At 74.4% G+C, this 26,953-nt stretch carries 23 protein-coding genes, 1 pseudogene and 1 riboswitch; of the genes and pseudogenes, 10 read left to right on the top strand and 14 right to left on the bottom strand.

The features are described from left to right. The 3 genes and pseudogenes from VGP36_09425 to VGP36_09415 all read right to left on the bottom strand — a co-directional run. Nucleotides 1-1,133 (bottom strand): FAD-dependent oxidoreductase (locus VGP36_09425; protein HEV7654936.1); only part of this gene is annotated, 1,133 nt, incomplete at its 3' end. A gap of 11 nt (nucleotides 1,134-1,144) precedes the next feature. Then, nucleotides 1,145-1,672 (bottom strand): hypothetical protein, encoded by a 528-nt coding sequence (locus VGP36_09420; protein HEV7654935.1) that lies wholly within the window; start codon nucleotides 1,670-1,672, stop codon nucleotides 1,145-1,147. A gap of 2,276 nt (nucleotides 1,673-3,948) precedes the next feature. Beyond that, nucleotides 3,949-4,215 (bottom strand): annotated as a pseudogene (locus VGP36_09415) (DUF4062 domain-containing protein). Nucleotides 4,216-4,299: 84 nt separating this feature from the next. Between VGP36_09415 and VGP36_09410 the strand changes: the two are divergent. Further along, nucleotides 4,300-5,175 (top strand): hypothetical protein, encoded by an 876-nt coding sequence (locus tag VGP36_09410; protein ID HEV7654934.1) that lies wholly within the window; start codon nucleotides 4,300-4,302, stop codon nucleotides 5,173-5,175. Here the strand turns inward: VGP36_09410 and VGP36_09405 are convergent. From VGP36_09405 to VGP36_09395, 3 genes are all read right to left on the bottom strand, one after another. Then, complete coding sequence (locus VGP36_09405) at nucleotides 5,078-5,785, bottom strand: TMEM175 family protein (GenBank protein ID HEV7654933.1); 708 nt, start codon at nucleotides 5,783-5,785, stop codon at nucleotides 5,078-5,080. The genes VGP36_09410 and VGP36_09405 overlap by 98 nt on opposite strands. Before the next feature lie 55 nt (nucleotides 5,786-5,840). Continuing rightward, the gene (gene thiH / locus VGP36_09400; GenBank protein ID HEV7654932.1) at nucleotides 5,841-6,962 is read right to left on the bottom strand and encodes a 2-iminoacetate synthase ThiH; all 1,122 of its coding nucleotides are present in this window, start codon (nucleotides 6,960-6,962) and stop codon (nucleotides 5,841-5,843) included. Beyond that, complete coding sequence (locus VGP36_09395; GenBank protein ID HEV7654931.1) at nucleotides 6,962-7,753, bottom strand: thiazole synthase; 792 nt, start codon at nucleotides 7,751-7,753, stop codon at nucleotides 6,962-6,964. The genes thiH and VGP36_09395 overlap by 1 nt, the downstream gene beginning before the upstream one ends. Beyond that, nucleotides 7,751-7,861: riboswitch (TPP riboswitch) on the bottom strand. It overlaps the preceding gene by 3 nt. A gap of 73 nt (nucleotides 7,862-7,934) precedes the next feature. On the opposite strand from VGP36_09395, the gene pknB reads away from it, so the two are divergent. The 5 genes from pknB to VGP36_09370 all read left to right on the top strand — a co-directional run bounded on the left by pknB (nucleotide 7,935) and on the right by VGP36_09370 (nucleotide 15,492). Then, nucleotides 7,935-9,737 (top strand): Stk1 family PASTA domain-containing Ser/Thr kinase, encoded by a 1,803-nt coding sequence (gene pknB / locus VGP36_09390; protein ID HEV7654930.1) that lies wholly within the window; start codon nucleotides 7,935-7,937, stop codon nucleotides 9,735-9,737. A gap of 153 nt (nucleotides 9,738-9,890) precedes the next feature. Next, nucleotides 9,891-10,937, top strand: coding sequence for a 3-deoxy-7-phosphoheptulonate synthase (gene aroF, locus VGP36_09385; protein ID HEV7654929.1), 1,047 nt, complete (start codon nucleotides 9,891-9,893; stop codon nucleotides 10,935-10,937). 9 nt (nucleotides 10,938-10,946) lie between these two features. Beyond that, a complete protein-coding gene (locus VGP36_09380; GenBank protein ID HEV7654928.1) occupies nucleotides 10,947-11,147 on the top strand; it encodes a hypothetical protein in 201 nt (66 codons plus the stop codon). Nucleotides 11,148-11,168: 21 nt separating this feature from the next. After that, the gene (locus tag VGP36_09375; protein ID HEV7654927.1) at nucleotides 11,169-12,650 is read left to right on the top strand and encodes an SPFH domain-containing protein; all 1,482 of its coding nucleotides are present in this window, start codon (nucleotides 11,169-11,171) and stop codon (nucleotides 12,648-12,650) included. A 160-nt stretch (nucleotides 12,651-12,810) separates the two neighbouring features. Next, nucleotides 12,811-15,492: a glycoside hydrolase family 3 N-terminal domain-containing protein gene (locus VGP36_09370; GenBank protein HEV7654926.1), complete on the top strand. Its 2,682-nt coding sequence runs from the start codon at nucleotides 12,811-12,813 to the stop codon at nucleotides 15,490-15,492. A 43-nt stretch (nucleotides 15,493-15,535) separates the two neighbouring features. On the opposite strand, the gene VGP36_09365 is transcribed toward VGP36_09370, so the two are convergent. The 6 genes from VGP36_09365 to VGP36_09340 form a co-directional block, all read right to left on the bottom strand. Then, nucleotides 15,536-16,891, bottom strand: a complete 1,356-nt coding sequence (locus tag VGP36_09365) for a 3-deoxy-7-phosphoheptulonate synthase class II (GenBank protein ID HEV7654925.1) — start codon at nucleotides 16,889-16,891, stop codon at nucleotides 15,536-15,538. After that, the gene (locus VGP36_09360) at nucleotides 16,888-18,414 is read right to left on the bottom strand and encodes a PH domain-containing protein (GenBank protein ID HEV7654924.1); all 1,527 of its coding nucleotides are present in this window, start codon (nucleotides 18,412-18,414) and stop codon (nucleotides 16,888-16,890) included. Before VGP36_09360 ends, VGP36_09365 begins: the two co-directional genes overlap by 4 nt. A 100-nt stretch (nucleotides 18,415-18,514) precedes the next feature. Then, the gene (locus VGP36_09355) at nucleotides 18,515-19,036 is read right to left on the bottom strand and encodes a PH domain-containing protein (protein ID HEV7654923.1); all 522 of its coding nucleotides are present in this window, start codon (nucleotides 19,034-19,036) and stop codon (nucleotides 18,515-18,517) included. Nucleotides 19,037-19,057: 21 nt separating this feature from the next. Next, a complete protein-coding gene (locus VGP36_09350) occupies nucleotides 19,058-19,612 on the bottom strand; it encodes a type 1 glutamine amidotransferase domain-containing protein (protein HEV7654922.1) in 555 nt (184 codons plus the stop codon). Between the two features lie 75 nt (nucleotides 19,613-19,687). Beyond that, entirely contained in the window at nucleotides 19,688-20,713 is a 1,026-nt protein-coding gene (locus VGP36_09345) for a 6-phosphofructokinase (GenBank protein HEV7654921.1), read from the bottom strand. A 56-nt stretch (nucleotides 20,714-20,769) separates the two neighbouring features. Continuing rightward, on the bottom strand, nucleotides 20,770-21,090 hold the full coding sequence (locus VGP36_09340; GenBank protein HEV7654920.1) for a putative quinol monooxygenase: 321 nt from the start codon (nucleotides 21,088-21,090) through the stop codon (nucleotides 20,770-20,772). A 58-nt stretch (nucleotides 21,091-21,148) separates the two neighbouring features. On the opposite strand from VGP36_09340, the gene VGP36_09335 reads away from it, so the two are divergent. Further along, the gene (locus tag VGP36_09335) at nucleotides 21,149-21,634 is read left to right on the top strand and encodes a polyadenylate-specific 3'-exoribonuclease AS (protein ID HEV7654919.1); all 486 of its coding nucleotides are present in this window, start codon (nucleotides 21,149-21,151) and stop codon (nucleotides 21,632-21,634) included. Nucleotides 21,635-21,831: 197 nt separating this feature from the next. Here the strand turns inward: VGP36_09335 and VGP36_09330 are convergent, their stop codons facing one another. After that, nucleotides 21,832-22,593, bottom strand: a complete 762-nt coding sequence (locus VGP36_09330; protein HEV7654918.1) for a lysophospholipid acyltransferase family protein — start codon at nucleotides 22,591-22,593, stop codon at nucleotides 21,832-21,834. Between the two features lie 136 nt (nucleotides 22,594-22,729). Here VGP36_09330 and VGP36_09325 point away from each other — a divergent pair, with 136 nt between their 5' ends. Genes VGP36_09325 through VGP36_09315 form a run of 3 tightly spaced genes read left to right on the top strand, consistent with a single transcriptional unit; the run spans nucleotide 22,730 to nucleotide 25,740 of the window. Next, nucleotides 22,730-23,494, top strand: a complete 765-nt coding sequence (locus tag VGP36_09325; GenBank protein ID HEV7654917.1) for an alpha/beta fold hydrolase — start codon at nucleotides 22,730-22,732, stop codon at nucleotides 23,492-23,494. Nucleotide 23,495: 1 nt separating this feature from the next. Further along, nucleotides 23,496-24,488, top strand: a complete 993-nt coding sequence (locus tag VGP36_09320) for a hypothetical protein (protein HEV7654916.1) — start codon at nucleotides 23,496-23,498, stop codon at nucleotides 24,486-24,488. Nucleotides 24,489-24,510: 22 nt separating this feature from the next. Continuing rightward, nucleotides 24,511-25,740, top strand: a complete 1,230-nt coding sequence (locus VGP36_09315) for a TIGR00300 family protein (protein HEV7654915.1) — start codon at nucleotides 24,511-24,513, stop codon at nucleotides 25,738-25,740. Between the two features lie 179 nt (nucleotides 25,741-25,919). On the opposite strand, the gene VGP36_09310 is transcribed toward VGP36_09315, so the two are convergent. Further along, the gene (locus VGP36_09310; GenBank protein ID HEV7654914.1) at nucleotides 25,920-26,522 is read right to left on the bottom strand and encodes a hypothetical protein; all 603 of its coding nucleotides are present in this window, start codon (nucleotides 26,520-26,522) and stop codon (nucleotides 25,920-25,922) included. Nucleotides 26,523-26,953: the final 431 nt, after the last annotated feature.

Here is a 26,953-nt window from a genome sequence, read left to right as displayed (position 1 = left end):
TCGGCGAGGCGGGCGGGATCGGGGACCGCGCCGGCGTCGATCCCCTTGCGGGCCTGGGTCGCGTCCCGCGGCCGGTCCACCGCGAGCAGCCCGGACAGCCGCCCGCCGGAGTCCAGCCAGACCGCGGACCAGCCGGTCGCGGCGGCCGGATCCCCGCGCCAGAGCGACGGCCGGTCCCCCGTCCGCCAGCCGACCCACTGGACGTACCGGCCGAACTGCTCGGACCAGACGTACGGGACCGGGTCGTAGACCGTGGGCGAGCCCAGCAGCGTCGCCGCGACCGCGGCCGGCGCCCGCAGCGCGTCGTCCCAGTGTTCGGTCCGGACCCGGCGCCCGGCCCGCGGCGACCAGCGGGCCACGCAGTCCCCGACCGCGACCACGCCGGCCGCGGAGGTCGCGCCGTGCTCGTCGACGATGACCCCGCCGGCCGGGTCCACGTCGATGCCGGAGTCGGCCAGCCAGTCCAGCCGCGGCCGGACTCCGATCGCCTCGACCACGACGTCGGCGTCGACCCGTCCCCCGCCGGCCAGCCCGACACCGCGGGAATCGACGGTGGACACGGCGGCGCCGGTCTCGAGCGTGACCCCGGCCTCGGCGTACCAGGGGGTGGTGGCGGCGCCGGCGGCCGGGCCGAGCGCGGTCACCAGCGGGGCGACCCCCGCCTCCAGGACCGTGACCCGGCAGCCGCGCCGGGCGGCCGCGGTCGCGACCTCGGCTCCGATCCAGCCCGCGCCGACCACGACCACCTGCGCGCCCGGGACCAGCGCGGCCCGCAGGTGCAGCGCGTCGGCCGCGCTGCGCAGCACGTGCGCGCCGCCGTCGGAGCCGGGCAGCCGCCGCGGCGCCGCCCCGGTCGCGAGCACCAGCCCGTCCCAGCCGACGTCCCCGGCCGAGGTGGCCAGCACGCCGGGCCGGACCGCGGTCACCGTCACCCCGGTCCGTACGTCCACATCGGACAGCCACTCCGGGTCCAGCGGCGGCGGCTCGGCATCCTCCAGCAGCACCTGCTTCGACAGCGGCGGCCGGTCGTACGGCGGTCCCTCCTCGGCCCCGAGGAGGGTCAGCGAGCCGGCGTACCCCCGCGCCCGCAGCTCCGCCGCGGTCCGGACCCCGGCCAGCCCGACCCCGACCACGACGATCGCGTTCAGGAGTCCTTCTCCGGCTGGAACGTGTAGTTGCCCTGCTTGTCAGAGATCGTGACCGTGAGCCGGACCGCGGCGCCCCGGGCCGGCGTCGCCACGCAGGTGAGGGTGCCGGGCGGGTCGAAGACCTTCACCGCCTCGTCCCCGCAGTCGACCGTGTACGACTGCCCGCCCTTGGCCGAGACGGCCGGCTGCAGCGAGGACTCCAGCCGCCCGACCGGGATCACGGCCTGGTCGCTGGCGACCTTGAACCTGGCGCCGTCGACCCGGTCCACCCGGACCCGGACCCGGACGCCCTCCACCGTGATCGAGCAGGCCCCGGGCTTGTCCGGCTGCGGGCTCAGGTCCGACGGGCAGCTCGCCGGCCCGACCCGCAGGTCCGGGAACGTCCGCGGCAGCTCGGCGTCGATCGTGCGCTGGACGTCGGCCGGGGTGAAGCCGCCGGCCGCGGGGGCCGGGGCCGCGCCGCCGCCGGACGAGCAGGCCGCGACGGTCCCGGCGATCAGGACGAGAAGGGCAGCGGCACGCACGGGCAGGGAGTCTAGGCGGACGGCTTCGTCGCGTCGCGGGCCCAGTCCAGCACCTCCGGGACCCGCCGCCGCGCGCCTCGGGCCCGGGCCGCGGCCGCGTCGGCCGGCCCGAGCAGCGAGTCGACCGCGGCCGCCAGCGCGTCGGCCAGCGGCTTCATCCCGGGCCAGATCGCCACCCCGACCACGCTGCGGGCGTGCGCGGCGGCGCCCTGCAGCTCGGCCGCGAGTGCGGCGTTCCCGCCGGCCAGGGCGAGCCCGGCCAGCCCGTCCAGGCAGTACGCCGACCCCTCCTGGTCCTGCAGGGCCGCGTGCACCCGGGCCGCGTCGGCGAACCGCCCCCAGGCCGCGGCCAGGTCGCCGCCGGCCAGGGTGTCGGCGCCGAGCAGGTCCAGGATCTGGGCCCGCAGGTGGTCGGACTCGACCCGGTCGGCCGCGGCCAGCGCATCGGTGTGCAGCCGGGTGGCGGCGGCCGGGTCGCCGGAGACGAGCGCGAGCTGACCACGGGCGGACAGCGCGAACGCCAGCCCCCAGTCGTCCCCGGCCTGCCGGAACACGGCGACGGCCTCGTCCAGCTGCTCGACGTCGGCGGTGGTGCCGGGCGCGGCCTCGGCCAGCCCGAGCCCGGTCAGCGCGTGCGCCCGCAGCCGGTCGTAGCCGAGCGCGGCGGCCGCGTCCCGCAGCTGGGCCAGGTACGGCTGGGCCCCCGCGGTGTCCCCCACCGCGATCCGCAGCATCCCCCGGGCCCAGAGCAGCAGCGCGGCCTCCTCCGGCGACAGCGCCGCCGCCGAGGGCAGCGCGGCGGCCTGGTCGGCCAGCTCCCGCATCGGCGCCAGCAGTCCCCGCGACCACCAGTACGGGAACAGCGGCGCGGCCAGCCGGACCACGGTCGACGCGTCGTCGTTGGCCAGCGCCCAGCGCATCATCGAGCGCAGGTCGTCCAGCTCGCCGTCGACCCGGCGGGCCCAGAGCCGGTTGTCCGGGCCGATCAGCGCGGGGCCGGCGTTACCGGCGAACGCCCGCAGCCAGTCGCAGAGCCGGGCCAGCGTGGCCCGCCGCTCGCCGCCGGCCTCCAGCCGCTCCCGCGCGTACGCCCGGACCATGTCGAGCATCCCGAAGCGCGGGTCGCCGTCCTCGTCCTCGCCGCTCGGGCCGACCATGCTCTGCGCGACCAGCGAGGACAGCGGCTCGACCGGGTCCGGCTCGGCCGCGACGTGCTCGGCCGCGGCCAGCGTGAACGTGCCGGCGAAGACCGACAGCCGCTCCAGCAGCGCCCGCTCCCCCGGCTCGAGCAGGTCGTAGCTCCACTCGATGGTCGAGCGCAGCGTGCGCTGCCGGTCGGGCAGGTCGACCGGCCCGGCGCGGAGGTCCAGCGGCCGGTCCAGCCGGTCGGCGAGGCGATGCAGCAGCTGTCCCGGCGGCAGCAGCCGCAGCCGCGCCGCGGCCAGCTCCAGCGCGAGCGGGATGCCGTCGAGCCGGCGGGCGATCTGCGCCAGCGCGTCCCGGTCGATCGGGTTCGGGTCGAAGCCGGGCCGGACCCCCCGCGCCCGCTCGATGAGCAGGTCGACCGCGGACGGCTCCGGCAGTGGCGCCAGCGGCACCTCGTGCTCGCCGCGCAGCCGCAGCGGGGTCCGGCTGGTTACCAGCAGCCGTACGGACGGGCAGGCCGCCAGCAGCGCAGCCACGTCGGCCGCGGCCGGCAGCACCTGCTCGAAGTTGTCCAGCACCAGCAGCACCGGCCGGTCCCGCAGCCGGTCGGCCAGCAGGTCCAGCACCGGCGCGCTGCCCTCGGGCCGGACCCCGAGCGAGGCCGCGATCGCGCCCGGCACCAGCGCCGGGTCACCGATCGGGGCCAGGTCGACGAACCAGGCCCCCTCGGGCGCGGCCCGGCCCGCGACCTCCAGCGCCAGCCGGGTCTTGCCGATCCCGCCCGGCCCGACCAGCGTCACCAGCCGGACCCCGGGGCGGCCGAGCAGGGCCGTGACGGCCGCGGCCTCGGCGTCCCGGCCGACGATCGCGGTCGGCGGCAGCGGCAGGTGCGGCGCCCGCAGCCCCGGCGAGCCCGGCGCCGGCGGCGCCGCGAACCGCTCGGTCAGCAGCACGGCCAGGTCGTCGGCGAGCAGGTCGGCCAGCTCCTCCGGCCGCTCGAACGGCTTGTACGCGGCCCGGTCGTCGTCCCGGACCCGGTTCAGCAGCGCGTCCAGCCGCGGCTCCCGGTCCTCGGCCGTCTTGACGTAGATCAGCTTGGGCCGGTCGCCGGAGAGCAGGTACTCGTCCTCCAGCCCGGAGACCGGCTCCCCCGGCGCGACCCAGCCGTACCGGCGCCAGTAGATGCCGACAAACACGTCGCTCTGGGCCAGGTACGCGCGGTACAACTCCCGGGGTGGGTGCGGCCGGGCCCCGAGCTCGAACATCACCGGGGTCAGCCGCAGCCGGGTCACCGCCTCCTTGGCGGCGCCCCGCTCGGCCGCGAGCTCCTGCAGGGTGGACGAGACGAACACGCGCACCCGCCGGTCGGGCGTGAGCGGCGCCCCGGAATCCGGCATGACCTGGAGATTAGCGGCGCGGGAATGCCGAAGGTGACCGAGAATCTTGCACAGTCCTGAAGAAGCGACACGGGGGTGGGAACAGTGACCGGCGAGGTGCGCGGGGTCTCGCGCGGGACGAAGGCGCTGCTGGGCGTCTTCGTGGTGCTGACCGCGCTGGCCACCAACCAGCTCTACGTGCTGTCCGCACACACCGATGCGTACTTCGCCTGGACCATCAAGCCGCCGCTGACCGCCGCCTTCCTCGGCGCCGGGTACGCGGCCGGCTGCGTGCTCGTCGTGCTCGGCCTGCGCTCGACCGCCTGGGCGCACGCGCGGATCCCGGTCGTCACGGTCGCGGTCTTCGCCACCCTGACGCTGGTCGCGACCCTGCTGCACCTGGACAAGTTCCACTTCGGCGCCGACGGCACCATCGCCCGGTTCGCGGCCTGGTTCTGGCTGGCCGTGTACGTCGTGGTCCCGGTCGCGCTGACCGCGCTGACCGTCCGGCAGCAGCGGGCGTCCGGCCCGGACCCGGACCGGCGGCACCCGGTGCCGGCCTGGCTGGCCGCGGCGTTCGGGGTGCAGGGCCTGGTCATGCTCGTGACCGGGGTGGTCCTGTTCGTGGCGCCGTCGACCGCCACCACGCTCTGGCCCTGGACGCTGACGCCGCTGACCGCGCGGGTGGTCGCGGCCTGGCTGGTCGCGTTCGGGGTGGCCGCGCTGCTGACGCTGGCCGAGCGGGACCTGGGCCGGGTCGCGACCGGCACCGTGGCGTACACGGTCTTCGGGGTGCTGGAGCTGCTCGCGCTGCTGCGCTTCCACGACGAGCCGCGCTGGGGCTCGGCCGCGATGATCGGCTACCTGGTCGTGCTGGTGACGATCATCCCGGTCGGCGCGACCGGATGGCTCGCCGCGGTCCGCGCTCGACGCCGGCCGGCGGCCGATGGGACTCCAGCGGCAGCAACCCCAGCGCGTTGAGCCCGACGATGAGCGCCAGCCCGATCCAGCCCGACCAGTACGACACGGCGAACGCGATCAACGGCACCACCGGCACCACCAGCACCGCCGTCCGGAGGTAGAGCGAGAGCGCGGCCGGCTCCACGTCCTCCCGCAGCAGCCCGGCCCAGCGCGCGTAGAGCAGCAGCCCCGCGAACGCCAGCAGCGCGACGAACAGCAGCATCGCCATCAGCCGCACCGCGGTGCCGAGGTCGTGCCGGTTGCCGCTGCCGAGCGCGCTGGCCAGCACCGCGGTGCTGAACGGGGTCAGCGAGTAGACCCCGACCGCGAGCAGGATCAGCAGCGTCGAGTAGTGGTCGGTGCCGCGGCTCCAGGCATCCAGCCGCCGCGACTGCAGCCAGCCCGCGACCATCTGCACGAACCCGATCGCGTACGCCCAGTACTGCGGGGCCAGGTGCAGCAGCTCGGCGCCCAGCTGACCCGGTTCCGCGTCCTCGGGCGGCCGCAGCTCGATGACGAGCAGGGTGGCGGTGATCGCGTACACCCCGTCGACGAAGGCGCCGAGCCGGCCCCACCCGTGCGGGGCGTGGTCGCGCGGGCGGAACCGCCAGCCCTGCGTGATCCACGCCATGGCGGCGAAACTAGCTGCGCCGGCTAACCGGCGAAACAACCAGGAAACCGGTGTCTCACCCCACCAGCGGGAAGGCGTCCTTCCAGACCGGCTCGTAGCCCGCCTTCTCCAGCATGGCCGCGACCTCGGCCGGCGAGCGCTCGTCGGAGATGGAGAACTGCTCGGTCGCCACGCCCGGGGCCGAGTAGCCGCCCGGCTCGGTCGAGGAGCCGGCCGACATCGTGGTCACCGCGATCCGGACCAGCCCGTCCCGCAGCGCCGCCGGCTCCCGGGTGGACAGCACGATCCCGGCCTCGGGCTCGAAGAGCCGCAGCGCCGACAGCGCCTGCACGTACTGGGCGTCGGAGACCGGGACCAGCGGCTGGTAGCCGGACATGGACGGCTTGATCCGCGGCAGCGACACCGTGACCTCGGTCCGCCAGAAGTTCTTCACCAGGAACGCGGCGTGCGCGGCGACGGACAGCACGTCGGCCCGCCAGTCCGCGGCCAGGCCGAGCAGCGCGCCGACGCCGAGCCGCCGGACGCCGGCCTCGCCGGCCAGCTCGGTCGAGTTCAGCCGGCGGTCGTAGTCGCGCTTCCAGCCGGCGGTGTGGGTCTCGCCGTACCGGGTCCGGTCGTAGGTCTCCTGGTAGTGCACGACGCCCTCGAGCCCGGCCGCCACCAGCCGCTGGTACGTGTCGTCGGACCAGGTCTGGGTCTCGATCGACAGCGACGGCACGAGCGGGCGCAGCCGCTCGATGATCTCGACCAGGTAGTCCTGGGAGACCTCGACCCGGTGCTCGCCGGCCACCAGGAGCAGGTGCCGGAAGCCGCGGCCGGTGAGCAGCCCGGCCTCCTGCTCGACCTCGTCCACGGTCAGGGTCCGCCGCGAGATCGCCAGGTCCTTGGCGAACCCGCAGTACGTGCAGGAGGACAGGCAGGCGTTGGAGACGTACAGCGGCGCGTAGAGCCGGACGGCCCGGCCGAACCGGCGCAGCGTGGTGGCCCGGGCGGCCTGGGCGATGTCCTCGATCCGGGCCGTCCCGGCCGGGGACAGCAGCACGGCCAGGTCGGCCAGGTCGCGGTTCTCCCGGCCGAGCGCGGCGGTCACGTCGGCGTCGGTGTAGTCGCGGGTCGACAGCGCGGTGACGTCGACCGTGTCCAGGTAGCGGGCGAACCGACCCTTCGGCGCGGCCATCAGGCTGTCACCGAACCCAGGAACCCGGTGAGCGGGGACGAGGCGTCGGCGCTCGTCGCGTCCGTGACCAGGCCGCGGCCGGCGAGGTAGCCGAGCCGCCCGGCCTCGGTCGCCAGCGCGAACGCCCGGGCCATCGCGACCGGGTCCCGGGACACCGCGATCGCCGTGTTCACCAGCACCGCGTCCGCGCCGGTCTCCATCGCCTCGGCCGCGTCGCTCGGCACGCCCAGCCCGGCGTCCACCACCACCGGGACACCGGCCTGGGCCACGATCACCTCGATCGCGTCCCGGGTCCGCAGCCCGCGGTTGGACCCGATCCAGGCCCCCAGCGGCATGACCGTGGCGCATCCGGCCTCCTCCAGCCGCCGGCACAGCACCGGATCGGCCGAGCAGTACGGCAGCACCGTGAAGCCGTCGGCGACCAGCAGTTCGGCCGCCCGCAGCGTCTCGATCGGGTCCGGCGCGAGCGTCCGCGGGTCGGGCGTGACCTCGAGCTTGACCCAGTCCGTCCCGGTGCCGGCCCGGCCCAGGCGGGCCAGCCGGACGGCCTCGGCCGCGTCGACCGCGCCGGAGGTGTTCGGCAGCAGCCGGACGCCGGGCGGGACGAAGTCGAGGATGTCGCCGTCCCCGGCCCGGTCCAGGTCCACCCGCCGCAGCGCGACGGTCACCAGCTCGGTCCCGCTGGCCAGCACCGCGTCCCGCATGACCGGGTGGGCGGCGAACTTGCCGGTCCCGACGAGCAGCCGGCTCCGCAGCGCCTGCCCGGCCACTATGAAGGGATCTGATTCCACGTGTTCCCACTCCCTCCCCGCGCGGGCATTACCCCGATCGGGTGCTACGGGTCGCGGGCCGGTCGCCCGCCTCTCAGCCCGCTCCGGCGGGCTCCCCGGTGTGTGTACTCAGCCGCCATTCTAGAGGCCCGGCACGAAGTGGTGGGACCACCTGTGCGGTGTCGCTGCCTACACTCGCGACGTGACCGGGACGACCGTGGCCGACCCCCTACCGGGGACGGTGCTGGACCGGCGCTACCGCGTCGACGCGCCGATCGCCCGTGGCGGCATGTCCACCGTGTACGCGGGAACCGACCTGCGGCTGGACCGCCGGGTCGCGGTGAAGGTGATGGCGCCGGCGCTGGCCCACGACCCGGCCTTCACCGAGCGCTTCGTCCGCGAGGCCCGGACGGCCGCCCGGCTCTCCCACCCGAACGCGGTCGCCGTGTTCGACCAGGGGGCCGAGGAGACCCCGGCCGGCCGGGTCGTGTTCCTGGTGATGGAGCTGGTCGCCGGCAGCACGCTGCGCGAGGTGCTGCGCCGCCGCGGCCGGCTGCGCCCGGACGAGGCCGTCTCGGTGCTGGAGCCGATCCTGGCCGCACTCGCCGCCGCGCACCGGGCCGGGCTGGTGCACCGCGACGTCAAGCCGGAGAACGTGCTGGTCTCCACCGACGGCACGGTCAAGGTCGTCGACTTCGGGCTGGCCCGGGCGGTGGCCGCGCCGAGCACGTCGACGCAGTCCGGGATGGTGCTCGGCACCGTCGCCTACGTCTCCCCCGAGCAGGTCGCCCGCGGCGCCTCCGACGCCCGCACCGACGTCTACTCGGCCGGGATCCTGCTCTTCGAGCTGCTCACCGGCGCCCCGCCGTACGGGGGCGACTCGGCGCTGGCGGTGGCGTACCGGCACGTGCACGACGACGTGCCGCCGCCCTCGACCCGGGCGCCGGGCATCCCACCCGAGCTGGACGAGCTGGTGCAGCGGGCGACCCGGCGCGAGCCCGGCGGCCGCCCGGCCGACGCGGGCGCGTTCCTGGCCGAGCTGGCGATGGCCCGCACCGACCTGGGGCTGCGCAAGGTGCCCTCCCGGGAGATCGCCGGCGCGCTCGGCGTCGAGCCGCCACCGGCGGCGGCCGGCGCGACGGCATGGACCGGGCCCACCGGGCCGACCGCCCCCTCGACCCGGGGGCCGCGCGGGACCACCGCACTGCCCGCGTACGAGCGGCCGGCGGCCGGGCGCCCCGCGTACGAGCGGCCGGCGGCCGGGCGGCCGGAGCCGCGCCGCGGCGCGAGCCGGATCAGCCCGGCCGACGGGAGCGCCTGGCCGGCCGAGCAGCGCCGCAAGCGGACCGGCCGGCTGGTCGCGGCCTTCCTCGTGCTGGTGTTCGCGACCGGCGCCGGCGCCGCGGCCTGGTACTTCGGCAACGGCCGGTTCGTCGCCGTACCGCAGCTGTCCCAGCTGTCCCGGGCCCAGGCCAGCAGCCGGGTCGCCGACGCCGGGCTGAGCGCGACGTTCACCGGGCGGAGCAGCGAGACCGTGCCCGACGGCCGGGTGATCGGCTCCGATCCCGGCGCCGGCGGCCGGGTGCTGCGCGGCCGCTCGATCACCGTGGTGCTCTCCACCGGCCGCCCGCCGGTGCCCGTGCCCGCGGTGGCCGGGCAGGACGAGGAGGACGCGGTCGCGGCTGTGCAGAACGCCGGCCTGCGCCCGCAGGTCGTCGAGCAGGCCAGCGTCGAGGTCGAGGCCGGCCTGGTCGTCTCGCAGGCCCCGGCCGGCGGGACGGCCGCCCGCAACAGCGTGGTCCGGCTGGTCGTGTCCACCGGCCCGGCCGAGGTCGAGGTCCCGGACGTGCGCGGGATGTCGTTCCAGTCGGCCCAGCAGAAGCTGGCGGCGGCCGGCTTCCAGGTGAAGGTCCGGGCGCTGAAGTTCGGCAACGTACTGGCCCAGTCGCCACGCGGCGGCACCACCCGCAAGCAGGGCACCACGGTGACGATCTACGGGATCTGACCTGCTAGCCTCCGTCCCGTGCCGCGCTTCGAGTATGCCGACCGGTCCGGGATCCCCGGGTCGGGCCGGCGGTGCGCGCACTAGCCGACCCACCCGCCTTCGAGCCCCGGACCACTGCGGTCCGGGGCTTTCGTCGTTCTAGGAGAGCCCCAGATGGTCATCGTGATGACCGCCAGCGCCACTGACGACGACCTCACCGAGGTCGTCGCGCACGTCGAGAGCGCCGGCGGCTCCGCCTTCGTCAGCCGCGGCGTCACCCGCACGATCGTGGGTGTGGTCGGCTCCGAGGAGGTGCTGGAGACCGTCGACGTGGGGTTGCTGCCCGGGGTGGGCGAGGTCGTCCGGATCACCGCGCCGTACAAGCTGGTGAGCTCGGAGAACAACGCCCGGCGCAGCACGGTCAGCGTCGGCGGGGTCCCGATCGGGCCGGACACGTTCACGCTCATCGCCGGGCCGTGCGCGGTCGAGTCGGCCGAGCAGACGCTGGCCGCGGCCCAGCAGGCCCGCCGGGCCGGTGCGACGCTGCTGCGCGGCGGCGCCTACAAGCCCCGCACCTCGCCGTACGCGTTCCAGGGGCTGGGCGTGGCGGGGCTGAAGATCCTCACCGAGGTCAGCAAGGAGACCGGCCTGCCGGTGGTGACCGAGATCGTCGACCCGGCCGACGTCGACGTGGTCGGCGAGCACGCCGACATGTTCCAGATCGGCACCCGCAACATGCAGAACTTCCCGCTGCTGCAGGCGGTCGGCTCGGCCGGCAAGCCGGTCATGCTCAAGCGCGGCCTGACCGCCACGTACGAGGAGTGGCTGATGGCGGCGGAGTACATCGCCCAGCGCGGCAACCTCGACATCGTGCTCTGCGAGCGCGGCATCCGCGGCTTCGAGCCGTCCATCCGCAACATGCTCGACGTCTCCGCGGTGCCGATGGTGCACTCGATGTCGCACCTGCCGGTCATCGTCGACCCGTCGCACGCGGCCGGCCGGCGGGACCTGGTGCTGCCGCTGGCCCGGGCCGGGATGGCCGCCGGCGCCGACGGCGTGATGGTGGACGTGCACCCGGAGCCGGAGCGGGCGCTCTGCGACGGGGCCCAGGCGCTGTCCGGCGACCTGCTGGACGAGCTGACCGTCGCGGTCGCCACGATCCCCTCGCTGCTCGGCCGCCGTTCCGCGGTCACCGCCGAGAGGATGAGCCCGAATCGGTAGGGTTCATCGGTGATCGGCAGGCAGGGGCGCGTCACCGGCCGGATCGGTCCCGGGCTGGTGGGCGAGGTGATGCTCACCGTCCGCGGCGGCTCGGAGGCCTTCTACGCGTACGCGGCCGATCCCGGCACGACGATCGATGTGGGGACATTGGTCCTGGTTGTCGAGTACGACGCCCCGCGTACCGTCCTCGTCACGCCGCTGAACCGCTGAACCGCTGATCTGGAGCTCGTCGTGACCGTGTTGATCCTCGCCGGTGTCGTCGTCGTCGCGGTGCTGGTGCTGGTGCTGCTGTTCCGGATCGTGTGGCGGGTGGCGGAGCCGAACCAGGCGCTGATCATCTCCGGGCTCGGCGCGCACGGGGTGAACGGCGACACCGCGGAGAGCCTCGGCTTCAAGATCATCACCGGCAAGGGCACCATCGTCGTACCCGGCTTCCAGACCGCGCGGCGGCTGTCCCTGGACACCCAGGGCGCCCAGCTGCAGGTCTCCTGCGTCACCAAGCAGGGCCTGCCGGTGATGGTGCGGGCGGTGGTGATCTACAAGGTCGGCGACGACTTCACCTCGATCGCCAACGCCGCCCGGCGCTTCCTGGACCAGCAGGACCAGATGAGCTCGACGATCCACGAGCTGTTCGCCGGGCACCTGCGCTCGATCGTCGGCTCGCTGACGATCGAGGAGATGATCCACAACCGGGACGCGCTGACCGGCCAGGTCCGGCAGTCCTCGGCCGTGGAGATGAGCAAGCTCGGGCTGGTCGTCGACTCCCTGCAGATCCAGGAGATCGACGACGAGTCCGGCTACATCGCCAACCTGGGCAAGCCGCACGCGGCCGCGGTCGCCGCCGCGGCCCGGATCGCCGAGGCCCAGCGCGACCAGGAGGCGACCCAGGCCGAGCAGGTCGCGAACGCGGCCAAGGCCGGCGCCGTCCGGGAGAGCCAGATCCTGCAGGCCGGCTACCAGGCCGAGATCGACCGCGCCGCCGGGACCGCGCGGCAGGCCGGCCCGCTGGCCGAGGCCAGCGCCCGGCAGGAGGTCGTGGTCCAGGAGACCCGGGCCGCGCAGCTGGAGGCCGACCTGGCCGAGCAGCGGCTGCAGTCACAGGTGCGCAAGCCGGCCGACGCCCGGGCGTACGAGACGACGACCGGCGCGCAGGCCGAGCGGGACGCCCGGATCAGCCGGGCCGAGGCCGACGCCCGGGAGACCGAGCTGCGGGCCGCCGCCGACGCCCGGCAGACCGAGCTGGGGGCGACCGCGGACGCGATGCGGGTGGAGGCGGCGGCGACCGCGGAGGCGGCCGCGACGCGGGCCCGCGGGCTGGCGATGGCCGAGGCGACCCGGGCCACCGGTGAGGCCGAGGCGGCGGCGACCCAGGCCCGCGGGCTGGCCGAGGCCGAGTCGGCGCGCGCCCGCGGCCTGGCCGAAGCGCAGTCGATCGAGGCCCGGGCCAAGGCACTGGCCGAGAACCAGGAGGCGGTCGTCGCCCAGCAGCTGGCCGAGCAGTGGCCGGCGATCGTGGCCGCGGGCGCCGGCGCGTTCGGCAACATCGACCACATGGTCGTGCTCAACGGCGCCGACGGAGTGTCGGAGCTGCTGGCCAAGGCGCTGACCATGGGCGGCACCGGGCTCGGCCTGGCCCGGCAGCTGCTGTCCGACCTCGGCTCGGACAGCAGGCCCGCCTCGTCCAACGGGACCCTCCCCAGCCGGCAGGACTGACCCGGTCCGCGGGGTACGGATCCTTTCGGCGCAGCGAAACCCGGACGATACGAGAGCGATCGGAGCAGCGCGAACCCTCGACATCGGATGACGAGCGTGATTCGGTCCGTTACGGGCATCCCCATGTCCCGCCCGTGCCGCCGAAGAACGGGAGTGTTCCGTGTCGAAACCTGCTCCACCCGCCGTACGCCGCCGTACTCCACGCCCGCCGGGCCTGGTCGCGGCCGCGTCCGTCGCCCTGCTGGCCGTGACCGGGCTGCCGGTCGCCGCCGCCGCGGCGCCCGCCCCGGGCGTCGCCACCGTCAGCGTGGCCGCCCCGGTCGCGCTCACCGCCGAGGGCCAGAGCGCCGACGTCTCGCTGGTGCTGTCCACGCCCTCCGGCGCCCCGCTGGCCACCCCGGTCACGGTCTCGTACGCGACCGGCAAGGGCACCGCCACCGCGGGCGCCGACTACACCGCCGGTTCCGGGACGGTCACCTTCCCGGCCGGCACCGCCTCCGGCGCCACCCGCGACATCGCCGTCTCCGCCACCACGGACACGACCGCCGAGACGGCCGAGACGGTGCCGGTCACGGTCACCTCCTCGACCCCCGGCGTCGACACCGCGAAGGCGAGGGCCACGGTCGTCATCGACGCCAACGGCCTGCCGTACCTGAACGCGAAGCTGTCCGTCGCGGCCCGGGTCCGGGACCTGATGGGCCGGATGACGCTCCAGGAGAAGATCGGCCAGATGACCCAGGCCGAGCGGGCCGCGGTCACCGACGACCCGTCGCTGGTCGCGTCCGACCTGCTCGGCTCGCTGCTGTCCGGCGGCGGCTCCACGCCGACCCCGAACACGCCCGAGGCCTGGGCGGACATGGTCGACACGTTCCAGGCGTCGGCGCTGACCACCCGGCTGCAGATCCCGATCCTGTACGGCGTGGACACCGTGCACGGCCACGGCAACCTGGTCGGCGCGACTGTCTTCCCGCACAACGTCGGCCTCGGTTCGACCCGGGACCCGGCGCTGGTCGAGAACGTCGAGCACGTCGCGGCGACCGAGACCCGGGCGACCGGGCCGCAGTGGGCGTTCGCGCCGTGCCTGTGCGTCGCCCGGGACACCCGCTGGGGCCGCTCGTACGAGTCCTTCGGTGAGGACCCGTCGCTGGTGGAGGCCATGGAGACCTCCATCGACGGCTTCCAGGGGCCGCAGGCCTCCGGGCTGGCGCGGCCGGACCGGGTCCTGGCCAGCGCGAAGCACTTCGCCGGTGACGGCCTCACCACGTACGGGACGGGATCGGGTACCTACACGATCGACCAGGGCGTCGACCAGGTCAGCCGGGCCGACTGGAACCGGCTCGCGCTCGCGCCGTACGTCCCGGCCGTGCAGCAGCACAAGGTCGGCACGATCATGCCGTCGTACTCGTCGGTGGACTTCACCGACGACGGCCTGGGCAACCCGCTGAAGATGCACGCCGACGAGGACCTGATCACCAACGTGCTCAAGGGCCAGCTCGGCTTCGACGACGGGTTCGTGATCTCCGACTACAACGCGATCGACCAGCTGCCCGGCGACACCTTCGCCGAGCACGTGCGGATCGGCGTCAACGCCGGCACGGACATGTTCATGCAGCCGAACAACTTCGCCGACTTCGAGTCGACGCTGCTCGGCGAGGTCAACGCCGGCCGGGTCACCCAGGCCCGGATCGACGACGCGGTGAGCCGGATCCTCACCAAGAAGTTCCAGATGGGGCTGTTCGAGCGGCCGTTCACGCCGCGGCAGAACCTCGGCCAGGTCGGGTCGGCCCAGCACCGGGCGGTGGCCCGGCAGGCCGTGGCCGAGTCCCAGGTGCTGCTGAAGAACTCCGGCAACGTGCTGCCGCTGAAGAAGAACCAGAAGGTCTACGTCGCCGGCCGCAACGCCGACGACATCGGCAACCAGGCCGGTGGCTGGACCGTGCAGTGGCAGGGCGTCTCCGGCGACGGCGTCATCCCCGGCACCACGGTCCTGGACGGGATCAGGCAGGCCGACAGCAACGTGACCTTCAGCGCGGACGGCTCGGCCCCGACCGCGGGCGCGGACGTCGGCGTGGTCGTCGTCGGCGAGACGCCGTACTCGGAGGGCTTCGGCGACGTGGGCGCCCCGTCGTGCAACTTCTGCACGCCGCAGCAGCTCGAGCCGAAGTCGATGACCCTGGACGCGGCCGACGCCGCGACCGTGGACAAGGTCTGCGCCGCGATCAGCAAGTGCGTGGTGCTGGTCGTCTCCGGCCGGCCGCAGGTGTTCGACTCCAGCAGCGTCGATGCGCTGGTGGCGTCCTGGCTGCCCGGCAGCGAGGGTGCGGGCGTCGCGGACGTGCTGTTCGGCGCGAAGCCGTTCACCGGCCGGCTGTCCCAGACCTGGCCGGCGAACGCCGACCAGGAGCCGATCAACGTCGGCGACGCGAACTACGCCCCGGCCTACCCGTACGGGTGGGGGCTGCGGACCGACGGTCAGCGGGCCCGGCTGGTCGCGGCCCGCAACTCGCTCGGCACCGGGGACGCGGCGCTGCGGGCGGCCCGGGCGGACCTGGCCACGGCGCTGACGCCGCGGTTCTGGTCCGGTCAGACCGTCAAGGACAAGGCGTCCGTGGTGGCGGCGCTGGCCCGGGCGGCGGGCGACCTGACCCGCACCACCCGGGACCCGTTCGCGGCCGGCGACAAGGTCGTCTCGGTCGTACGGGACCTGCAGCAGTCGGTCGCGGTGGCGGGCCGGGCGCCCGCGAACGCGGCCGCGCTGTCGGCCCAGGCGGACGTGCAGTCGGTGTCCGGCCAGCCCGGCCAGGCGATCGCCACCCTGATCGCGGCCGGCGCACTGCGGTAACGCACTGACCGAGGGCCCGGTGTCGGCGGCATCGGGCCCTCTGTCATGCGCGGAGCATCTCGGCGACCTCGAAAGCCAGCTCGAGGGCCTGCTGGGTGTTCAGGCGCGGGTCGCAGGCGGTCTCGTACCGGTTGTTGAGGTCGGCGTCGCTGATCTCCTGCGCGCCGCCCAGGCACTCGGTGACGTCCTCGCCGGTCAGCTCGACGTGGATGCCGCCGGGGTGGGTGCCCAGCGCCCGGTGCACCTCGAAGAAGCCGCGGACCTCGTCCACGACCCGCTCGAAGTGCCGGGTCTTGTAGCCGCTCGCGCTCTCCTCGGTGTTGCCGTGCATCGGGTCGCACTGCCAGACCACCGGCCGCCCGGTCGCCAGCACCTTCTCGATCACCGGCGGCAGCAGGTCGTGCACCTTGCGGTTGCCCATCCGGGAGATCAGCGTGAGCCGGCCCGGCTTCGCGGTCGGGTCGAGCCGCTCGACCAGCTCGGCCACGTCCTCCGGCTTGGCCGACGGGCCGACCTTGAGCCCGATCGGGTTCGACAGCCGGGACACGAAGTCGATGTGGGCGCCGCCGAGGGAGCGGGTCCGGTCGCCGACCCAGATGAAGTGTCCGGACAGGTCGTACGCGCCCTGGCCGCCGACGCCGGCCCGGGTCAGCGCCTGCTCGTACTCCAGGATCAGCGCCTCGTGCGAGCAGAACAGCTCGACCGACTGCAGGCTCTCGTCCCGGATCCCGCAGGCCTTCATGAAGTCCATGGCCCGGCCGATCTCCCGGGCCAGCTGCTCGTACCGGGCGCCGGAAGCGGAGGTGCGGACGAAGTCCTTGTTCCAGTCATGCACCCGCGACAGCGCCGACTCGCCACCGGTCGCGACCGCCCGCAACAGGTTCAGCGTCGCCGCCGCGGTCTGGTACGCGCGCAGCAGCCGGCCCGGGTCGGGCCGTCGCGCGTCCGCGTCCGGGGCCAGGTCGTTGACCATGTCCCCCCGGTACGACGGCAGGCCGAGCGCGTCCAGCGGGGTCGAGCGGGGCTTCGCGTACTGCCCGGCGATCCGGGCGACCTTCACCACCGGGACGCTCGCGCCGTAGGTCAGCACGATCGCCATCTGCAGCAGCGTCTTCAGCGTCGCCCGCAGCGCCGGCTCGGTCGCCCCGGCGAAGGTCTCGGCGCAGTCGCCGCCCTGCAGCAGGAACGCCTCGCCCCGCGACACCGCGGCCAGCCGCTCGGTCAGCGTGTCCACCTCGGACGGTACGACCAGGGGCGGCAGTGCCGACAGCGCCGCCGCGGCCGCCCGCAGCGCCGCCGCGTCCGGCCACTCGGGCTGCTGGGCCGCGGGCAGCGAGCGCCACGCGTCCAGGCCCAGGTCGTCCGGTCGCAGATCCGGTCGCAGGGAGAGGTCGGTCACGGGACCAGCGTAGACAGGGGCGCCATCCGGACCGGGTCGACCTCGCGCAGCAGCCGGACGGCGTCGGCGGCGCCGATGTCGATCGCCGCGTATCCACCGCTGCCGGCACCGGTGGCGACCGTGACCGTGGCCAGGCCGGCCCGGCGCTGGAAGAAGGTCTGCCGGACCGTCGCCCCGACCACCCCGCGGCGGGCCAGCACGACCTGGCGGCGGCGCAACGAGCCCGACCGGACCGAGACCGAGCGGGCGTCGACGGCGTTGCCGAGCCCGGCGTACCGGTCCAGGGCGAGCGGGATCCCGATCAGCGCCAGCCCGAGGCAGACGGCCAGCCCGGGCCAGAGCCGGAACGCGCCGAACAGCGCCGCGGGCACCAGCCAGGGCAGCACGGCCCGGACCAGCCGGCGGCGGCGGGCCGCGGCCGGGTGCCGACGCAGCGGCGGGTCGAAGCGGGTCACCGCGGCCGCGGCCACCGACCGGGCCACGGTGGCCGGGCCGAGCGGCAGCAGCTGGCCGCGCCGCCCCGTACCGCCCTCGTCGTCTCCCCCGCCGAGCCCGGTGACCAGCGCGGTCAGCCGGGCCGCCCCGACCGCGCGCAGCGCCAGCGGCTCGGCCAGCGCGTAGCCCCGGATCCGGTCGTGCTCCAGCGAGACCTGCCGGCGCGAGAGCAGCCCGCGCTCGGCGACCAGGGTGCCGCCGCGGCGGGTCAGCGTGAACCCCCAGTTGGCCACCGCGGCCGTGATCACCGCGCCGATCACGGACAGCACGATCACCACCGCGGCCACCCCGGCCAGCAGCAGCAGGCCCGGGCGCTCGCCGAGCGCGTCCTGCAGCCAGCGCCGCAGGTGCAGCGGCAGCCGGACGTCGTCGGCCAGGTTGGCCAGCGCCCCGAACGCGGCCAGCGGGGCGAGCAGGTAGCCGCCGACCAGCGGGGCGTAGAGCAGCCAGCGCGGCTCGAACCGGGCCAGCAGCTGCGGCGGGGCGGGCGCCGGAACGGGCGCGCCGGGCGCCGCACCGATCGGACCCGGCGCCGGGCCCGCCGGATGGACCGGCACCTCGCGCAGCAGCAGATCGCGCAGCATCGACCCCTCGACCGCGCTGACCGAGTCCAGGACCGCCTCGTCCTCCTTGCCCCCGGTGGCGGCGGCGTCGACCCGGACCGAGACGATCCCGAGCAGCCGCTGCAACGCCGAGGCGTGCACGTCGACCCCGCGGATCCGGTCCAGCGGGACCACGGTCAGCGACCGGCGCAGCAGCCCGCGCTCGACCACCAGCCGCCCGTCCTGCACCCCGTACGAGGTCCGCAGCCACTCGACCACCGCGCCGCCGACGGCGAAGACCAGCACCGCGACCACGATCGCGACCAGCCCGGCCGACCGGAACCCGCCGCGGACGCCGAGCACGGCCAGCAGCGGCAGCAGCGCCCCCCAGTACTGCCGGAGCGAGGACAACGTGAGCAGCCGGGTCACCAGCGTCCGCACGTCGAGCCGCCGCCGCCCCACCGGCGGCGGCCCGAACACGCTCACTGTGCCGGCCCTCGTCCGCCTCGCCGGTCGCTCCGCTCCGCGGGCGCCCGCACGGGGAACCGCGTCCCGGGGGGCCTGCGATGCTCGCTCCCTCGCCGGCTCACGTGGCCTCGTCCCGGATGGTGTTCGCGCGCAGGCCGAGGTCGTGGGCGACCGCGGCCGCGATCGGGGCGGAGAGCTGTTCGATGCTGGTCGACCCCGCGTGCGAGGCGGTCCGGACGCTGATCGAGGTGAGCCCGAGCAGCTGCTGCAGCGGCCCGCGGGTGGTGTCCACGGTCTGGATCCGGCTGACCGGCACGATCCGCCAGGTCCGGGTCACCCAGCCCTCGAGCGTGTAGACGGCGTCGGCGGTGACCTCCCAGCGGTGCACCCGGTAACGCCAGAGCGGCTCGACCACCACCGACACCAGCGCCAGCGGCACCAGCAGCCAGCGCGCCACGGCCAGCACGATCTCGAACCAGCGCGGCACGTCGTCGTTCGCCAGCACCCGGGACAGGACGAGTACGCCGGCCGCGATCACCGCCGTGACCAGCGCCCCCTGCAACGCCCAGAGCCAGCGGGCGCCCGGGTCGACCCGGTGCGCGGGCGGCCGCAGCGGCAACCTCGTCCCCGGTGCGGCCATGGTCATTGCATACAGGATGCGCTACAACGCGAACGCCCGGTTGGCCTCCCGGCAGAACTCGGGCAGGTCGTCGGGGTTGCGGCTGCTGATCAACGTCCAGCCGGCGCTGGTGTCCACGTGCACGACCTCGTCGACCCAGCTCGCGCCGGCGTTCTCCAGGTCCGTACGCAGGCTCGGCCAGGAGGTCATCGTCTTGCCCTTCACCGCGCCGGCCTCGATGAGGGTCCAGGCCGCGTGGCAGATCGCCGCGACCGGCTTGCCGGCGTCGACGAACTCCCGGACCAGCGCGACCGCACCGGACTTCACCCGCAGCTGGTCGGCGTTGACGACCCCGCCGGGCAGGACCAGCCCGGCGAAGTCGTCGACCGACGCCTCGTCCACGGCGTGGTGTACCGGGAACCGCGCGGCCCGCTCGCGGCCGGTGAAGGCCTGGACCATCCCCGGCGCGGGCGCCAGCAGCACCGGCCGGCCCCCGTCCTGCTCGACGGCCTGCCAGGGCGAGGTCAGCTCGGCCTGCTCGACGCCTTCGTTCGCGACGAGGAAGGCGATCCGCCTGCCTGCGAGTGCACGGGCCACGTGGGTCCCTCTCTTCGGAGTGCCGGGGGGTATTGGGTGCCCCTACCCCGCGGGCCGCGCGCCCACCCGGCCGGCTCAGCCGAAGAAGACCTCCGCCTCCGCGTACCGCTCGACGGGGACGGTCTTGAGCTCGGCCGTCGCCTCGGCCAGCGGGACCCGGACGATGTCGGTGCCGCGCAGGGCGACCATCTGCCCGTATGCCCCGGCCTGGACCGCGTCGATGGCGCCCAGCCCGAACCGGGTCGCCAGCACCCGGTCGAACGCGGTCGGCGTGCCGCCGCGCTGCACGTGCCCCAGCACGACCGCGCGGGACTCCTTGCCGGTGGCCTTCTCGATCTCGTCGGCCAGCATCTGCCCGACGCCGCCGAGCCGGACGTGCCCGAAGGCGTCCTTCTCGCCGGCGACCAGGGCCATCGTGCCCTCCTTGGGGGTGGCTCCCTCGGCGACGACGACGATCGGCGAGTAGTGCGTCTGGAACCGGCGCTCGACCCAGTCGCAGACCGCGGTGAGGTCGAAGGGCTGCTCCGGCACCAGGATCACGTTGGCGCCGCCGGCCAGGCCCGCGTGCAGCGCGATCCAGCCCGCGTGCCGGCCCATGACCTCGACGACCAGCGCGCGGTGGTGCGACTCGGCCGTGGTGTGCAGCCGGTCGATCGCCTCCATCGCGATGTTCACCGCGGTGTCGAAGCCGAACGTGTAGTCCGTCGCGGCCAGGTCGTTGTCGATCGTCTTCGGTACGCCGACGACGTTCACGCCGTCGTCGAACAGCCGCTTGGCCACCCCGAGGGTGTCCTCACCGCCGATCGCGACCAGCGCCTCGACCCCGGCCGCGGCCAGGCCGGCCTTGACCTTCTCCATCCCGCCGTCGACCTTGTACGGGTTGGTCCGCGAGGTCCCCAGGATCGTGCCGCCCCGCGGCAGGATGCCGCGGACCTGATCGACACCCAGCGGTGCGGCCTCGCCCTCCAGCGGGCCGCGCCAGCCGTCCCGGAACCCGACGAACTCGTGCCCGTACACCGAGACACCCTTACGGACCACCGCCCGGATGACCGCGTTCAGTCCTGGGCAGTCACCGCCGCCGGTGAGCACGCCGATTCGCATCGTTCCTCCTCGGCTCCGGTGCGACCCGGAGCGGCTCCGATCAGGTCCGCGCGAGCCTAGCGGGGGGTGACCTCGGCCATCTCCGACCACCCGTCCTGCGGGATCGTCGTGTTGATGATCCGGGGCCGGCTGGCGACCACGTCCGGCATCCAGTCCATCGCGGCCTTGAAGTGGTCGGAGCCCACGTGCGCCGCGGCCGCGTCGTCCTGGAAGCCCTCGACCAGGGTGAACACGTTCGGGTCATCGACGTTGCGGTTCCACTCGAAGAACACGTTGCCGGGCTCGCCGCGGGTGCCCGCGGTGAAGTCGGCGACGCGGTCGAGGAACGTGTCGGCGTACTCGGGCCGGACCGTCCACTTCACCACGATCAAGATCATCTTCAGCTCCTCGGGCCGTACGGACACTGCCCGGAACCTACCGCCGTACGGTGACGCGATGCGCTTCCACTACGACTGCGAGTTCATCGAGGACGGGGCGACCGTCGAACTGGTCTCGATCGGGATGGTGGACGAGGCCGGGCGCGAGTTCTACGCGGTCTCCACGGAGTTCGACCCGGACCGCGCGATCCCGTGGGTGCGCCGGCACGTGCTGGACAAGCTGCCCTCCCCCGCCGACCCGGCCTGGCGCAGCCGGACCCGCATCCGCGACGATCTGCACGCGTTCCTCACCGAGCCGGGCGAGCCGATCGAGCTCTGGGCCTGGTACGCGGCCTACGACCACGTGGTGCTGGCGCAGCTGTGGGGCTCGATGCCGGGGCTGCCGCGGGAGATCCCGCGCTTCACCCACGAACTGGCCCAGCGCTGGGAGGACGCCGGCCGCCCGGCGCTGCCGACCGGTGGCTCGGACCGGCACGACGCGCTCGCCGACGCCCGCCACAACCTCGCCCGCTGGCACGCCATCGAGGCCGCCCGGCTGCCCTGAGCGGTTCGTTGGCGGGCGCTCCTACGGTCCGGCCCCCGCCTGTCGGAGGCCACCATGACCGTACGGATCGCCGCCCTCGCCGTCGCGCTGGTCGCCGCCGGTACCGCCCTGCTCGGCTCCGCCGGCCCGGCCCCGGGCCACTGCGAGGACGTGAGCGGGGCCCGGACGCCGCCCGGTCGCGGGCGGCGTCCGGCGCGTCAGCTGGCCTTCTGGTCGGGCAGCCGGGCCGGGCGGTCGGCGTCGGTGATCTCGGCCGCGTCCGGCAGTCCGATCTTGCCCCGGGCCGCGATCTGGGCCTTCACCTTGGCCGCGTAGAGGTCGACGTACTCCTGGCCGGACAGCTGCATCAGCTCGTACATGATCTCGTCGGTCATGGACCGCTCGACGAACCGGTCGCCGGCCAGCCCCTCGTACCGGGAGAAATCCAGGACCGGGCCGAAGCGGACGCCGATCCGGCGGATCCGGGGCAGCTTCTTGCCGATCGGCTGCACCTTCTCGGTGTCGATCATGGCCACCGGGATGACCGGCACGCCGGCCTCCAGCGCCATCCGGGCCACGCCGGTCTTGCCCCGGTAGAGCCGGCCGTCCGGGGAGCGGGTGCCCTCGGGATAGATCCCGAGCAGCTTGCCCTCGTCCAGGATCCGCCGTCCGGTCTCCAGCGCGGCCTTGGCCGCCGAGCCGCTGCTGCGGTCGATCGGGACCTGGCCGACGCCGGTGAAGAACATCCGGCTGAACCAGCCCTTGAGCCCGTGACCGGTGAAGTACTCCTGCTTGGCCAGGAACGTCACCCGCCGCGGCACCATCAGCGGCATGAAGATCGAGTCGGAGAACGAGAGGTGGTTGCTGGCGATGATCGCCGCACCCGTCTCCGGCACGTTCTCCGCGCCCTCCACCTGGGGCCGGAACAGCAGCCGCAACCAAGGACCGAGGACGACGAACTTCAACAACCAGTAGAACACCGCGTCCTCCTTCGTCACCGGGAGCCTACGGGCGGGTGGCCGGATGCGACAACGACGCCCGACCGACCGAAGTCCGCGACACATCGTCAGCGGGACGTGCGACGATGGAAGGGCAGCGGCGACAGGGAGGTGCGGCGTGGGCGTGCTGCCCGGCGCGGAGCCGTTCGCGGCCAGCGGCGGCGAGGTGGGTGTCGTGCTGAGCCACGGCTTCACCGGCACCCCGCAGAGCCTCCGGCCGTGGGCCGAACACCTCGCGGCCGCCGGCCTGAGCGTGCGGCTGCCCCGGCTGCCCGGACACGGCACCCGCTGGACCGACCTCAACGACACCCGCTGGCCGGACTGGTACGGCGAGGTCGAGCGCGCCTTCGACGACCTGCGGTCGACCTGCGACCGGGTCTTCGCGATGGGCCTGTCCATGGGCGGCACGCTGGTGACCCGGCTGGCCGAGCAGCGTCCGAGCGAGGTCGCCGGGCTGGTGCTGGTCAACCCCTCGTTCGGGACCGAGCGCAAGGACGTGAAGTACGCGTTGCCCCTGCTGCACCGGTTCGTCCCGTCGCTGCCGGGGATCGCCAGCGACATCCGCAAGCCCGGCGTCACCGAGCTCGCGTACGACCGGACACCGCTGAAGGCGATGCACTCGCTGTCCCGGCTCTGGCCGCTGGTCGCCGCCGACCTGGGCCGGGTCACCGCGCCGGTGCTGCTGTTCCGCAGCCGGGTCGACCACGTCGTCGAATCGATGTCGGGCCGGCTGCTGCGGACCGGGGCGAGCTCGACCGAGGTCACCGAGGTGCTGCTCGAGGAGTCGTACCACGTCGCCACGCTGGACCACGACGCGCCGGCGATCTTCGCCGGCAGCCTGGAGTTCGTCCGGACCCATTCCGCCACCCCGGCCGCGGGCTGACGTGCCGGGCGAGGGCAGCCGGCGGGGCCGGCGCGACAACGGGCTGGACGCGGCCGCGTTCGTGCCGCTGGTGGACGTGGACCCGCGCGTCGGCGAGCACCTGCTGGACGTGCTCGGCTCGGCCGGGGTGCCGGCCTTCCTGGAGCCGTCCGCCGACGTCGAGCCGTACACGCGGACGCTCTCGCTGCCCTCGCCGCCGACCGACCGGCTCTGGGTGGATCGGGACCAGCGCCAGGAGGCCCGCGAGATCGTCGACGCCGAGACGCCGCACGGCACCCGGCCGGAGCCGCAGTCCCGCGACGACGAGCCGTCGCACGGGCTGTCCGACGCGGCCGAGGAGCGGGCCTGGCAGGCCATCATCGCCGGCTGGACGGCGCCGGCCGACCGCACCGAGCAGCCCCCCGCCACCGACCCCGACCTGCGCCCGGACACCGAGCCGCGGCCCGACAACGGACCCGAGGCCGGGACGCGGCCGGGGTCGCTGCGCGGCGACGGCTGGCTGGGCGGGCCGCCGATGCCCGACCGGGCGTACCGGGACCGCGACGACCTCATCGCCGACCCCTGGTCCGACGCGGAGGCCGAGCGCAGCCGCCGCCGGCGCACCCGCGGCGGCCCGGCCGACACCGACCCGCTGCCGACCGGCAAGGACCTGGACAAGGCGGCCGAGCTGCGGGCCCGGTACGAGGCCGACGCCGAGCGGGCCGCCGACGACCTCTGGATCGACGGGCCGCCGACGCTCGACGACGACACCGAGGAGCACTTCGAACCGCCGCCGCCCCCGCCGGTCCCCCGCCCGTCCCGGCACACCGTGCTCGCGGTGCTGCTCATCGCGCTCGGGATCATGTTCATGGCGGTGCCCGGCTTCATCGGGCTGGACGACCAGGCGGGGCTGCTGCTCGGGGTGATGTCGGTCCTGGCCGGCGGCGTGCTGCTGGTGCTCCGGCTGCGCGAGACCCGCTCCGACGACGGCCCGGACGACGGCGCGATCGTCTGACCTCCGCGTTACCCTGCGGCGCGTGAAGCTGACCGAGACCGTGGAGATCACCGGCCACCTGATGGACACCGGCGTCCTGGCCCGGGTGCTCGACGACGTCCTGGAGTACGGCGGGGACTACAAGGTCGACCGCCTCGACCTCGGCCGCGAGCACGACGACGAGTCGTACGCGCGGATCTCGGTCGGCGCGGACGACGACGAGACCCTGCACCGGATCCTCAACCGGGTGCAGATCCACGGGGTCAACCCGGTGCACGCCGTCGACGCCGACCTGCAGCCGGCGCCCCGGGACGGGGTGTTCCCGGACGAGTTCTACTCGACCACCAACCTGGTGACCGAGGTCCGCCTGGACGGGCAGTGGCACCCGGTGGACCGGGCCGAGATGGACTGCGGGCTGGTCGTCACCGACGACGCCGTCCGGGTCGTGCCGGTGTCCGACGTGCAGGCGGGCGAGCAGGTCGTCTGCGGCGCCACCGGCGTCCGGGTCACGCTGCCGGTGGCCGAGGAGCTGGCCGACGGCGACGGCTTCGCGTTCATGTCCTCGACGGTGTCCAGCGAGAAGCCGCAGGCGCTGCTGGTCCGGCAGATCGCCGAGCGGGTCCGCGAGGTCAAGGCGGCCGGGACGAAGGTGCTCTGGGTCGGCGGGCCGGCGATCGTGCACACCGGCGCGGCGCCGGCGATGGTCGCGCTGATCCGGGCCGGGTTCGTCGACGTGCTGTTCGCCGGCAACGCGCTGGCCACCCACGACATCGAGTCCTCGCTGTACGGGACCTCGCTCGGCGTCGACCTCAACCGCGGCGCCGGCGTGCCGCACGGACACGAGCACCACATCCGCGCGATCAACCAGATCCGCCGGGCCGGCTCGATCGCGGACGCGGTCTCGCAGGGCCTGCTGACCAGCGGCGTGATGCACGCGCTGGTCTCGGCGGGCAAGAAGTTCGTGCTGGTCGGCTCGGTCCGCGACGACGGCCCGCTGCCGGACGTCTACACCGACGTCATCGAGGGGCAGCGGGCGATGCGGGCCGAGCTGCCCGGCGTCGGCTTCTGCATCATGGTCGCGACGATGCTGCACTCGATCGCGACCGGGAACCTCCTGCCGGCCTCGGTGCCGCTCGTCTGCGTCGACATCAACCCGGCCACGGTGACGAAGCTCGCCGACCGCGGCTCGGCTCAGGCGGTCGGCATCGTCACCGACACCGGCCTGTTCCTCGAACAACTCGCCCGCGAACTGGTCCCCGACTACAAGGGCTGACCCCCGCTCGCCGACTCCGCCGAGGACAGCTCACCTGATCATGGTGAAGCATCACGAGCAGGGAACCGTCGTCGATGAGCGGCCATCGCGGTGCGAGGAGTCGGGTCGGTGGGTTGTAGCAGGTCAAGCTGCCCGATGGTGAACGCCGCGGCCTCCCCGCAGAGCAGGCGTGCGACCTGTCATGCCGTGGCGGCCGGGACGACCGCGCTCATCACGCAGTTGCCCTTACCCTTCGATCGCTCGTAGCTGAACCCGAGCCGCTCGTACATGGTCCGGGTGGCGTTGTAGAGGAACGATGCCGAGGTCTTCGTGCCCTCGGGCAGGTCGTGCGGGTACGCCTCGACGAGGCCGCCTCCCGCCGCGGCGATCAGCGCCAGCGCATCCCGCGCGGCGACCGCGGCCATTCCCGCGCGACGGCAGGCGCGGTCGACGAACACGCAGGTGATCCGGTAGTCCGGCGTCTGGGCGACGCCCTGCTCCCACTCCTTGCGGTGGTGGATGTTCGGTAGCTCGGGAACCGTCCCGAACTGGGCCCAGGCGACCGCGACGGCACCGTCGAAAACCAGGGCAGCGTGCGCACGGCCGGCCTCGACCAGACGCCGCTTGAACTCGCGCTGGCCAAGCGCCCGGCGCTCCTCCTTGGGATCCGGGTGGAGGTGGAAGTACGTGCACCAGCAACCACCCCACACGCCGTTGTGCCGTTCGGCGAGATCCGCGAACGCGTCCCACCTCTGCATGGTCAGGGATTCGATCCGGTAGCCGTCCACCGTCAGGGTGCCCATCCGCAGACGGTATTAGGCATTCCGGACGATCGACGACCGGATCCACCGGCCGTCCTGCCTACTCCTGGTCGAAGGGCGAGCTGCGGGCGTGAACGTCGCAACCGACGTATCAGCTGCGCAATCCGATGCGTGGTGGCGCCCGAGGCCGCCGCCCTCAGCCCAAGTGCGCACATCTGCCGCCGACCGCGTGAGGTCACCGCGCCTCGCGGGCTCCCCCGATGTGACGCTGTGTGACAGCACCAGCCGGGGTCGGCCGGGGATGTCCGGCTGGGGACGTGGGCACCACGGCGTGCGCGAGCTCGAGCTCACGGCCGACTACCAGGAGAAAGTCGCCGAGGAACGGGCCCGCGAACGAGAAGAGAAGGAACGCCTGCGTGAGGAACGCCGCGTGCAGCAGGAGATCGAACGCGAGCGCGTCCGGCTGAACAAGG

The sequence above is a fragment of the Mycobacteriales bacterium genome (assembly GCA_035995165.1).
In the GTDB taxonomy this organism is placed as follows: Bacteria; Actinomycetota; Actinomycetes; order Mycobacteriales; family CADCTP01; genus CADCTP01.
Note: the sequence above shows the minus strand (reverse complement) of the source record. Positions and strands in the feature narration are given on the sequence as shown.

Excerpts from the sequence above, each read along its gene's own strand:
- VGP36_09310 (HEV7654914.1), bottom strand. The coding sequence starts at position 26,522 with ATGGGCACCCTGACGGTGGACGGCTACCGGATCGAATCCCTGACCATG.
- VGP36_09335 (HEV7654919.1), top strand. The coding sequence starts at position 21,149 with ATGCGCTTCCACTACGACTGCGAGTTCATCGAGGACGGGGCGACCGTC.
- VGP36_09405 (HEV7654933.1), bottom strand. The coding sequence starts at position 5,785 with ATGGCGTGGATCACGCAGGGCTGGCGGTTCCGCCCGCGCGACCACGCC.
- VGP36_09355 (HEV7654923.1), bottom strand. The coding sequence starts at position 19,036 with ATGGCCGCACCGGGGACGAGGTTGCCGCTGCGGCCGCCCGCGCACCGG.
- VGP36_09345 (HEV7654921.1), bottom strand. The coding sequence starts at position 20,713 with ATGCGAATCGGCGTGCTCACCGGCGGCGGTGACTGCCCAGGACTGAAC.
- thiH (HEV7654932.1), bottom strand. The coding sequence starts at position 6,962 with ATGGCCGCGCCGAAGGGTCGGTTCGCCCGCTACCTGGACACGGTCGAC.
- aroF (HEV7654929.1), top strand. The coding sequence starts at position 9,891 with ATGGTCATCGTGATGACCGCCAGCGCCACTGACGACGACCTCACCGAG.
- VGP36_09340 (HEV7654920.1), bottom strand. The coding sequence starts at position 21,090 with ATGATCTTGATCGTGGTGAAGTGGACGGTCCGGCCCGAGTACGCCGAC.